We start from the raw sequence: 10,512 nt of genomic DNA, 5'->3' as shown, positions 1-10,512 counted from the left end.
CAAACCCGCAGACTCTCGTTATGAATGAGGGAGCCTTGGGGGGCAGGTCATCGGCAATGACAGTCCCGCGCATCGTATCGGCGTTACGGGACCGATGCTGGCGACCCCGGCAGGATTCGAACCTGCAACCTGCCCCTTAGGAGGGGGCTGCTCTATCCAGTTGAGCCACGGGGCCGTCCGAGGTGGAATAACGCGGCCGGGGCCGCGTGTCAGCCCTTGAATCGAGGGGGCTCAGAAAAGTCCAGGCGCGGTGTTGTCGGTCGGCACCGTAGCAGCCTTGGCCTGAAGTGCCGCGGCCGGGCTGCCCTTGATCGGGGTTCCAAGGCCGGGCAGCGGGCTTCCGCGACCCATGGCGGGGGCGCCCTCGCCGCGGATCGCCATCAGGCCTAGCCGATGATCGGCACAGGCCGCAATGGTGGCCTTGCGCTTGCGGTCGTGTTCCTTGAGGTATCTCAGCCAGCTGTCGCGATTCATCGCGGTCCGCCGGTGGAAGCTGCCGTCGCCGTAGCCGGTGTCGTAGACCCGCTTGCCCATCAGCACCGCCTGGTAGGTCGGTGCCCCGAACAGGTGCCCCGTCTCGAGGTCGAGCGGATGGGTCGGCTGGGTCTTCCACAGCGCGAGGTTATGAGCCAGCCGGTCCGGGACCTCCAGCGCCTCGCGGGCATCGATCCAGTACTGGCTGTCGGTGCGGTTGCCCAGCGCGTAGTGCAGGCAGATGAAATCGAGAACCTCGTTGTAGAGCGCATCCATGGTCTGATTGTAGCGCTTGCGCTTGGCCTCGTCGTAGTCGCTGTCGGGGAAATAGAGCAGCAGGCGCTGGATCGCCATGTCGATCATGTGGATGGCGGTAGATTCGAGCGGTTCGATGAATCCCGAGGAGAGGCCGATGGCGATACAGTTCTTTTCCCAGAAGGTCTGGCTGCGGCCAATGCGCATCGGGATGACGCGGGGCTCTGCGCCCTTGGGCGCGTCGCTACCGAGGTGCGCCATGAATTCGTCGCGCGCAGCGTCATCGGTGCGGTGCGCCGAGGAAAACACGTAGCCGGTGCCGATGCGGTGAAACAGCGGCACGCGCCAGCTCCAGCCGGCGCCGAGCGCGGTGGCCGCGGTGAATGACGCGATTTTCGTCGGGTCGGGGTGGGGGATCTGCAGGGCGAGGGCACGGTCGTTGCCGAGGTATTTCGAATAGTCGATGAACGGCACCTTGAGCGCCTTGTTGATGATCAGCCCGCGGAAGCCGGTGCAGTCCACCACCAGTTCGACCGGATGGCGGCCCCGCTCTTTCAACTGCACCGCGGCAACATGGCCGCGCGCGTCCAGCTCCACGTCCTCGACATCGTCGAGAATGTGCTCGATGCCGCGGCTTTCGCCGAGTTCGGACATCATCGTGGCGAAGGCGCCGGCGTCGAGGTGGTAGGCGAAGCCGACACCGGGTTGCAGCTTGCCGGTCTTGAGGTTCATCGGCCCCTTGCTGGCCCAGGCCAGATCGAGCGCCGCGGTGAAGGTCTGTTCGAAACTGCGGCCGCCTGAGCCGAAGGTTTGATGGTAGTAGGCGGCGTCGACGCCATCAACGGTGGCGGGTTTGCCGAAGGGATTCATGTAGTCAATCAGCTTGCCGGAGGGATCGGTGTTCCACTGGCGAAACATCACGCCAAGCTTGAAGGTGGCGTTGCAACGGCGAAAGAACTCGCGCGTCGGGATCTTCAGCATGTCGAGGGTAATGGGCATCTGCGGCACCGTGGCCTCGCCCACGCCGACCGTGGCAATGTTGGGGGATTCAATCAGCTGCACCCGCAGCGATTTCTCGGACATGGTGCGCAGCATCAGCGCGGTCAGCCAGCCGGCGGTGCCTCCGCCCACGATGGTCACTGTTTGCAGCGGTTTGCCCAAGATCCTGTCCCCCGGCCCGGATGTTTTCCGAGACTAAAGCACGGATTGCCGTCGCGGCATAGCGGGTTGCAGGTTTCGTCGCCTGTGGCGGGCGCCCATTGCCTTGATAAGTGCCACTGGCATGCTCTAGTCTCGCGCCATACCAATCGGGAATATTCCAAGTGACATCAGACCATAACCGCCCGTTGACCCTGCGCGACGTCTCCGAGGCTTCGGGCGTATCGGAAATGACGGTGAGCCGGGTGCTGCGCAACCGTGGCGACGTCAGCGCGGCGACCCGTGAGAAGGTGCTGGTTGCCGCCAAGCAGCTTGGCTACGTGCCCAACAAGATCGCCGGGGCGCTGGCCAGCCAGCGCGTCAACCTGGTGGCGGTGATCATTCCGTCGCTGTCGAACATGGTGTTCCCGGAAGTGCTGAGCGCGATCAGCAGCGTGCTTGAGACGACCGAACTGCAGCCGGTGGTAGGGGTCACGGACTACCTGCCCGAGAAGGAAGAGCGCGTGCTGTTCGAGATGCTGTCGTGGCGGCCCTCGGGGGTAATCATCGCCGGGCTCGAACGGTCGGATGCCTCGACGGCGATGCTCAAGGCGTCGGGCATTCCGGTGATCGAGATCATGGACACCGACGGAACCCCGATCGACGCCGCGGTGGGCATTTCGCACCGACGGGCCGGGCGGCAGATGGCCAAGGCGATCCTCAAGCAGGGGTACGAGAACATCGGTTTCATGGGCACCAAGATGCCGCTGGACCACCGCGCGCGGAAACGCTTCGAGGGCTTCACCGAAGAACTCGCCCGCAACGGCGTCGAGATCATGGACCAGGAGTTCTATTCCGGCGGTTCGGCGCTGGCCAAGGGGCGCGAGATGACCAAGGCCATGATGGAGCGGTCGCCGGACCTCGACTTCCTTTATTATTCCAACGACATGATCGGTGCCGGCGGGTTGCTTTGGTTGATGGAGCAGGGCGTGGACATTCCCGGCGAAATCGGGTTGGCCGGGTTCAATGGCGTCGAACTTCTGCAAGGCCTGCCGAAAAAGCTGGCGACCATGGACGCCTGCCGCCGCGACATCGGCGCCAAGGCGGCGGAGATCCTTGTCCAGCGCATGGCGGATGGCGAGGACGACGGCCAGCGGGTGTTCGAAATGACGCCCACGATCAGCTTTGGCGACACGCTGAAACGGTACTGAGGCAAGACGGGTGACCCCGAAGCCGCAGGTTTCGGAACCACCTATCCTACAGGCGGTCGGGAGCGGCGGGTGACGGAGCGTATTCTGGACAATGCCTCGGCCCGGCGGCTGTTTCTGGACCGCCACGCGCTGGGTGAGCGTCCCTCGGGACCGGCGCAGGGGCCCGTGCTTGCGGACCTGATCCATCGGCTGGGCTTCGTGCAGCTCGATTCGATCAACACCGTCGCGCGCGCCCACGACCTGATCTTGTTCTCGCGCCGGGCGCGTTATCGACCGGAGAACCTTCAGCGCCTGCTCGCGCGTGACAGGGCGCTGTTCGAGCATTGGACGCATGACGCCGCCGTAATTCCGATGGCCTTCTATCCGGCCTGGGCCATGAAGCGTCGCCGCGATGCCGAACGGCTGGTTCAGCGCTACAAGGACTGGCAACGACATGATTTCGAGGCCGAGATCCCGCGCGTCTTGGCGATGATCCGCGAACGGGGGCCGGTCTGCAGCAGCGACCTTGGGCCCGATACGCCACGCAAGGCCGGCGGTTGGTGGAATTGGCATCCGGGAAAGACTGCGCTGGAATACCTGTGGCGGTCCGGAACTCTGGAAATCTGTCACCGGGAGTCCTTCCGCAAATACTACGATCTGGCCGAGCGGGTGGTTCCGGATGGTCTGCGTCAGGCCGAGTGGCAAACGGCTCAGACGATCGACTGGTTGATGCGAGGCGCGCTTAACCGGCTCGGATTTGCCACCAGCGGTGAACTCGCGGCCTTCTGGGATATTGTCACGGTGCAGGAGGCCAAAGCCTGGAGCGAGGCAGCGCTGCGGCAGGGCGAGGTGGTGCCAGTGGATGTCCGCTCTGCCGACGGCAGCCTGCGCAGGCACATTGCCTGGGCCGGGATGGAGACGGCCGCACGGGATACGCCGCCCCCTCCTACGCGACTGCGTGTCCTCAGCCCGTTCGATCCGGCCCTGCGCGAACGCAGCCGCGCCGAGCGGTTGTTCGGGTTTCGCTACCGGATCGAGGTTTTCGTGCCGGAGGCGCAGCGGCAGTATGGGTATTACGTCTTCCCGCTGCTCGAAGGGGATCGCTTGGTAGGCCGTATCGACATGAAGGCCGACCGCCGGGCGGGAGTGCTGAATGTCACGTCGCTCTGGCCCGAGAAGGGCGTGCGTTTCGGCGCAGGGCGCTGCGATCGGTTGGAAACCGAACTGGACAGGGTGGCGCGGCTGGCCGGGGTGGAGCACGTGCGTTTCGCCGCGGGTTGGCTGCGGGACGCTGCCGGCTGAACTTTCATGACGGTGCGATCGGATAGGCGTGGCCGGGTCCGAAAGCTGCGACCGACAAGCGAAAACATGTGGTTCATGTGCAAGCAGCCCCAGAAAAGGGGCTGCCTGGTCCGGTCCGATCGCGTCAGGGACGGGTCACACCGGTCCCTTGGGAGGAGACAGGACGCAGTGCAAGAAGCGCAACGGCGCGACGGGGACGGACGATTGAAGCAGGATGCAGGCCTGCGACGCGTCTGTCAAGGTTTTCGCGGCGATGATCTATTTTTCACCATGTGAATCAAGGGCCTAACCTCTCGACCTCAGCGCAGTGGGAAGCTGGCCGAAGTCCATCGCCAGACTTCTAGCGGCGCGGCAGCCCCGGGATCAGGGAAGTCCGGGTTCGCGCGGGTCCGTCCGTGCCATGCAGCCAGTGCAGAGCGGGGTTTCGATCCGATCACTGGAAGCCAATGCTGCAGGTGCATAGTTACGCATCAGCCGGGCCGAGTTGACCCTGCCACGGAAAGGATACCTGTCATGGTACAAGCAACCACGAATATTCACGTCGAGGGTCCCGGGCTCTTCGATCGTATCGCCAACTTCCTCGCCGATATTGCCGGCAACAACCATCGTGTCCGCATGGTCGAGTTCCTGAACTCGCTGTCGGACGAGGAACTGGCCGCGCGCGGCATCCGCCGCGACCGCATCGTGCAGCATGTCTTCGCCGACGTGATGCACATCTGACGACCTCGCGCCGTGGACCCTCAGGTCTGCGGTTTGCCCATAGCGCGCGCCCGGAGGAATGCCGGACGCGCGCGCATTTGCGACAGGTAGCGGGCCATCCGGTCGTCCGGTTCAGGAAATTTCGCCGAGACCGCCCAGTTGCAGCAGTGGGTCAGCACGATGTCCGGGACGGTCATCGCATCGCCCATCACGAACGGCCCTGCGATCCGCTCGCCCAGGCCTGCCAGATTGCTCGCGAATTCGGTGCGCAGGCTGTCTTTGATTTCGGGCACGCGCTGATCTTCGGGCAGCACGAAGCTGTGCCTTGCCGCGGTCCAAAGCACCGCATCCAATTCATCCAGCACCGCGAAGGTAAAGGCGTCCTGACGGGCACGGTCAAGGCTGCCGGCCGGATACGTCAGCGCCTCGTGCCGGTCGGCGAGATAGGTGAGAATGGCCGTGCTGTCGGTAATGGCCACGCCATCGGTCAGAAGCACCGGAACCTTGCCGCGCGGGTGATGGGCGGTGACAGTGTCAGAGCGGGGCGCGGCGGGCCGGTGTTCGTAGCTCACGCCCAACTCTTCCAGAAGCCACAGGACACGAAAGGTGCGGCTCTGGACGTTGCCGATGACGGTGAACATGAAGCGGCCCCTTGCGTTGCAATAGGGCGAGGGTAAGCCGCGCGCAGTGGCGGCTGCAATGGCAGAATTGTGGGCGGCAGAAGGTCTCTGCCCCGTGGCCCGCGGCCAAAGCTGAATGGCGGTCAGCCCGTTTTGGCAAACTCGGTCCGGGCATAACCCTGTAGATAGAGCAGGGCCGTCAGGTCGCCGTGGTTTACGCGAATGTCGCACTGCGCGGCAACGGCGGGCTTGGCATGCAGCGCGACGCCGGAACCGGCGCGCGACAGCATGCCCAGATCGTTGGCGCCATCGCCCACCGCGATCACGTCGGCCTCTGAAATTCCAAGCCGCGCCGTGATTTCCTCCAGCGCCTTGACCTTGGCCTCGCGTCCGAGGATCGGCAGGCCGACGGCGCCGGTGAGTGCGCCGCCCTCGATCAGCAGCGTGTTGGCCCGGTTCTCGTCGAAGCCGAGCCGCTCTGCCACCCGGGCGGTGAAGGCCGTGAAGCCCCCGGAGACCAGCGCGCAATAACCGCCCTGCGCTTTCATCGTCGCCACCAGTTCCGGTCCGCCGGGCATGAGGGTGATGCGGGTGTCGAGAACTTGCGCGATGATGCCTTCGGGAAGGCCTTTCAGAAGGCCAACCCGCTCAGTCAGGGCACCGTCGAAGTCCAACTCGCCGTTCATGGCGCGGGCGGTGATGTCCTTGACGCGCTCACCGACGCCGGCCTCGTCCGCAAGCTCGTCGATGCATTCCTGCTGGATCATGGTGCTGTCCATGTCGGCCAACAGCATCTTCTTGCGCCGGCCCTCGGCCTTCTGCACCACGAGGTCGATGCCCAGCGCCTGCATCTCTTCCCAGACCTGCCAACGATTGTCGGGCAGTTGCGCGACTGGGAACTCCGCCGCCTCGTCCGCGGCCAGCCATTGTAGCGCTCCGCCGCCCCACGCATTGCGCAGGGAATCGGCAGCGGCGGGATCAAGCGTGCCGGGTTTGGCGATCAGGGTGGTGACATACATCGCTGGCGCTCCTTCGTTTGCGCCTGCCTTTAACGCAGAGATGCCGCAAGGGCCATGGGGTCTGGCCGCGATGGTGTTACGAACGGGTTTGGAAGATGAACGCTCGGGTTTTTGCAGCCAAGAGGCACGGGTGCCGAAGAACCTGTTTCAAAGAACTACGGCGAGAGCGGATGCAAAAGACGCTGCGGCGCGGCGACGGATTGGCGGCGCAGTTCGAGATCGGGCAGGGCGGGTTTCCTATCGGAACCTCAGCCTTAGGACGAAGGACGAAAAACGGCGCTTCATGGTCATTTTCCGGCTTGCCTGCTGCACGCGCTGGCCGTATGTCCGGCGGTGGGACACCCCTCCCCAACGAGGGGCGCTTATCTGGAAGGGTAGCACATCATGGCTATGCAAGAACCGGCAACGCGGCCGGCAAATCCGCGTTTTTCCTCTGGCCCCTGTGCCAAAATCCCCACATTCGACCTGACGAAACTCTCGGACGCGCCGCTTGGCCGCTCGCACCGTGCTGCCGTTGGCAAGGCGAAGCTGAAAGCCGCGATCGAAGAGACGCGCGCGATCCTCGGTATCCCGGCGGATTACAAGGTGGGCATCGTGCCTGCTTCGGACACCGGTGCGGTGGAAATGGCGATGTGGTCGCTGTTGGGTGAACGCAAGGCAACGATGTGCGCTTGGGAAAGCTTCGGTGCGGGCTGGGTGACCGATGTGGTCAAGCAGCTCAAGCTCGACGCCGAAGTGAAGACCGCCGACTATGGCGAGATCGTCGACATGAACGCGGTGGATTACGACACCGACGTGGTGTTCACCTGGAACGGCACCACCTCGGGGGTGCGGATGCCCTCGGGCGACGTGATCCCGGCGGATCGCGGCGGGCTGACCATCTGCGACGCGACCTCGGCGGCCTTCGCGATGGACTTGCCCTGGGACAAGCTGGATGTGACGACCTTCTCCTGGCAGAAGGTCCTGGGCGGCGAGGCAGCGCACGGCATGCTGATCCTCAGCCCTCGCGCAGTGGCGCGGCTGGAAAGCTACACGCCGGCGTGGCCGCTGCCGAAAATCTTCCGCCTGACCAAGGGCGGCAAGCTGATCGAGGGCATTTTCGAAGGGGCGACGATCAACACGCCCTCGATGCTGGCGGTCGAGGATTACCTGGTCGCGCTGGATTGGGCGCGCTCGGTCGGCGGTCTGCGCGGGCTGATGGCGCGCGCCGATGCCAATGCGCGGGCGATCTGGGATTTCTGCGACGCGAACGACTGGATCGCCAATTTGGCGGCCGACCCCGCGACACGGTCGAACACCAGTGTCTGCCTGAAGTTCACCGACGACCGCATCACCGATGGCGCGGCATTCGCCAAGGCGGTGGCCAAGCGGCTGGAATCGGAAGGCGTGGCGCTGGACGTCGGCGCCTATCGCGACGCGCCTGCGGGCCTGCGTATCTGGTGCGGTGGCACGGTGGAGACCGCGGACATCAATGCGTTGCTGCCGTGGCTTGCCTGGGCATATGAGGCGACGCTGGCCGAACAGACCGAGGCGGCCTGACCAGTGGCCGGCGATCCCGTGACGGCCCGGCTCCTCGAGTTCGTGCGCGGTATCGGGATCGACGTCCGCTGCGGCCCTCTGGAGCACGAGACCTTCATCTCCGGTCTCGACATCCAGAGCGGCGCCCTGCTGGTCGACCTCGACCGTCTGGACCAAACCGGAGACATCCTCCACGAGGCCGGACATATCGCGGTGGCCGATGAGGAGCGTCGTATGCAGCCGGTCCTGAAGCCCACCAAGGCGGAGGAAATGGCTGCCGCCGCATGGTCCTACGCTGCGGCGCGCCATCTGGACCTGCCGCCGGAGGTCGTTTCTCACGAGATGGCCTATCGGGACGGGGCGACTTCGCTGATCGATGCGTTCACGCAGGGACAGGGCCCCGGTCTGCCGTTTCTGGTCTGGATCGGCCTGACCGCAGATCCGCAGGGTCAGCAGCCGGGATCGGCCAAACAGCCCTATCCGCGCATGGATTGCTGGCTGCGCTGAGACTTCACGGGCCCGCCCCGACGGGCGGCCTGCTTCACATCTGACAAGACACAATCCCGGCGTTGCCGGCCATCCATGAGGAATCCTACCCATGACCGCACCCAAAGTTCTTATCTCCGACAAACTCTCTGACGCCGCCGTGCAGATATTCCGCGACCGCGGCATCGAGGTCGATTTCCAGCCCGACCTCGGCAAGGACAAGGACAAGCTGGCCCAGGTGATCGGACAGTACGACGGTCTTGCGATCCGCTCGGCCACCAAGGTGACAGAGAAGATCCTCGATGCCGCCACCAACCTGAAGGTGATCGGCCGCGCCGGGATCGGCACCGACAATATCGACAAGTCCACCGCCTCCAAGAAAGGCGTGATCGTGATGAACACGCCCTTCGGCAACATGATCACCACCGCCGAACATGCCATCGCCATGATGTTTGCGGTGGCGCGGCAGATCCCCGAGGCCAGCGCATCGACCCACGCTGGCAAGTGGGAAAAGTCCAAGTTCATGGGGGTCGAACTGACCGCCAAGACGCTGGGCGTGATCGGCGCCGGCAACATCGGCGGCATCGTCTGCGATCGGGCGCGCGGGCTGCACATGAAGGTGGTGGCCTACGACCCCTATCTGAGCCAGGAGAAGGCCGACAAGATGGGCGTCGAGAAGGTCGAGTTGGACGAGCTTCTGGCGCGGGCCGACTTCGTCACCCTGCACGTGCCGCTGACCGACCAGACTCGCAACATCCTGTCGAAGGACAACCTTGCGAAAACCAAGAAAGGCGTTCGGATCATCAACTGCGCCCGTGGTGGGCTGGTTGACGAGGAAGCCCTCGCAGAGGCGCTGAAGTCCGGCCATGTCGCCGGCGCGGCTTTCGATGTCTTTTCGGAGGAGCCGGCGAAGGAGAACCCGCTGTTCGGGCTGCCCAACGTGGTTGTCACGCCGCATCTGGGCGCCGCCACCACCGAAGCGCAGGAGAACGTCGCGCTTCAGGTCGCCGAGCAGATGTCCAACTACCTGCTGACCGGTGCGGTCGAGAACGCGCTGAACATGCCGTCTGTCACCGCCAAGGAAGCCAAGGTCATGGGCCCCTGGGTCAAGCTGGCCGGGCACCTGGGCGCATTCATCGGCCAGATGACCGACGAGCCGATCAAGGCGATCAACATCCTCTACGACGGGTCAGTGGCCGAAATGAACCTCGAGGCGCTGAACTGCGCGGTGATCGCCGGCATCATGAAACGCGCCAACCCCGAAGTGAACATGGTCTCGGCTCCGGTGATAGCGGAAGAGCGCGGCGTGAAGATCTCGACCACCAACCAGCACAAATCCGGTGCCTTCGAGGGCTATATCAAGGTGACGGTGGTGACCGACAAGCGCGAGCGCTCGATCGCCGGCACCGTGTTCTCGGACGGCAAGCCGCGGTTCATCCAGATTAAGGGTATCAACATCGATGCCGAGATCGGGGCGCACATGCTCTATACCTCGAACGAGGACATGCCGGGGATTATCGGCACGCTGGGCCAGACCATGGGCGAAAATGGTGTCAACATCGCCAACTTCACCCTTGGACGCCATGACAAGGGCGGCGAGGCGATCGCGCTGCTTTATGTCGATGACCGCGTGCCCTCGCCGGTGCTCGACAAGCTGACGGCCACCGGCATGTTCCGGCAGGTCAAACCGCTCGAGTTCGACGTCGCCTCCTGACCTGACGGTTAGTTCGCCGTGACGCCGCTCTCTGCCGAGGGCGGCGTTTTGGTTTGCGGGGCAGGACGGGGCTCTGCCCGGCTTGCGGGCCCCGACGT

Annotated in this window: 9 protein-coding genes and 1 tRNA gene; 6 read left to right on the top strand and 4 right to left on the bottom strand. The window is 64.4% G+C overall.

Annotated features, from left to right (window positions below; translation table 11 throughout):
• Nucleotides 1-98: 98 nt before the first annotated feature.
• Both AC04PT_RS18550 and AC04PT_RS18545 read right to left on the bottom strand, forming a co-directional pair.
• Nucleotides 99-175 (bottom strand) — tRNA-Arg (locus AC04PT_RS18550).
• A gap of 56 nt (nt 176-231) precedes the next feature.
• Nucleotides 232-1,890 (bottom strand): tryptophan halogenase family protein, encoded by a 1,659-nt coding sequence (locus AC04PT_RS18545; protein ID WP_482875272.1) that lies wholly within the window; start codon nt 1,888-1,890, stop codon nt 232-234.
• A 161-nt stretch (nt 1,891-2,051) separates the two neighbouring features.
• Between AC04PT_RS18545 and AC04PT_RS18540 the strand changes: the two genes are divergently transcribed.
• The 3 genes from AC04PT_RS18540 to AC04PT_RS18530 all read left to right on the top strand — a co-directional run bounded on the left by AC04PT_RS18540 (nt 2,052) and on the right by AC04PT_RS18530 (nt 5,078).
• Complete coding sequence (locus AC04PT_RS18540; protein WP_482875271.1) at nt 2,052-3,077, top strand: LacI family DNA-binding transcriptional regulator; 1,026 nt, start codon at nt 2,052-2,054, stop codon at nt 3,075-3,077.
• Between the two features lie 69 nt (nt 3,078-3,146).
• Nucleotides 3,147-4,358: a winged helix-turn-helix domain-containing protein gene (locus tag AC04PT_RS18535; RefSeq protein WP_482875270.1), complete on the top strand. Its 1,212-nt coding sequence runs from the start codon at nt 3,147-3,149 to the stop codon at nt 4,356-4,358.
• 513 nt (nt 4,359-4,871) lie between these two features.
• Nucleotides 4,872-5,078: a DUF1127 domain-containing protein gene (locus AC04PT_RS18530; RefSeq protein ID WP_482875269.1), complete on the top strand. Its 207-nt coding sequence runs from the start codon at nt 4,872-4,874 to the stop codon at nt 5,076-5,078.
• A gap of 20 nt (nt 5,079-5,098) precedes the next feature.
• Here AC04PT_RS18530 and AC04PT_RS18525 read toward each other — a convergent pair whose 3' ends face one another.
• Nucleotides 5,099-5,698: a glutathione S-transferase family protein gene (locus AC04PT_RS18525; RefSeq protein ID WP_482875268.1), complete on the bottom strand. Its 600-nt coding sequence runs from the start codon at nt 5,696-5,698 to the stop codon at nt 5,099-5,101.
• A gap of 122 nt (nt 5,699-5,820) precedes the next feature.
• On the bottom strand, nt 5,821-6,696 hold the full coding sequence (serB, locus tag AC04PT_RS18520) for a phosphoserine phosphatase SerB (protein WP_482875267.1): 876 nt from the start codon (nt 6,694-6,696) through the stop codon (nt 5,821-5,823).
• Nucleotides 6,697-7,080: 384 nt separating this feature from the next.
• On the opposite strand from serB, the gene AC04PT_RS18515 reads away from it, so the two are divergent.
• From AC04PT_RS18515 to serA, 3 genes are all read left to right on the top strand, one after another.
• Nucleotides 7,081-8,235, top strand: coding sequence for a phosphoserine transaminase (locus tag AC04PT_RS18515; RefSeq protein ID WP_482875266.1), 1,155 nt, complete (start codon nt 7,081-7,083; stop codon nt 8,233-8,235).
• A gap of 3 nt (nt 8,236-8,238) precedes the next feature.
• Nucleotides 8,239-8,721, top strand: coding sequence for a hypothetical protein (locus AC04PT_RS18510; RefSeq protein WP_482875265.1), 483 nt, complete (start codon nt 8,239-8,241; stop codon nt 8,719-8,721).
• A 91-nt stretch (nt 8,722-8,812) separates the two neighbouring features.
• Nucleotides 8,813-10,414, top strand: coding sequence for a phosphoglycerate dehydrogenase (gene serA, locus AC04PT_RS18505; protein WP_482875264.1), 1,602 nt, complete (start codon nt 8,813-8,815; stop codon nt 10,412-10,414).
• The last annotated feature ends 98 nt before the right edge of the window (nt 10,415-10,512 follow it).

This window comes from Litorisediminivivens sp. KMU-197, assembly GCF_056858395.1.
The sequence above is the reverse complement of the archived record's forward strand: the minus strand, read 5'-3'. Positions and strand labels throughout refer to the sequence as shown.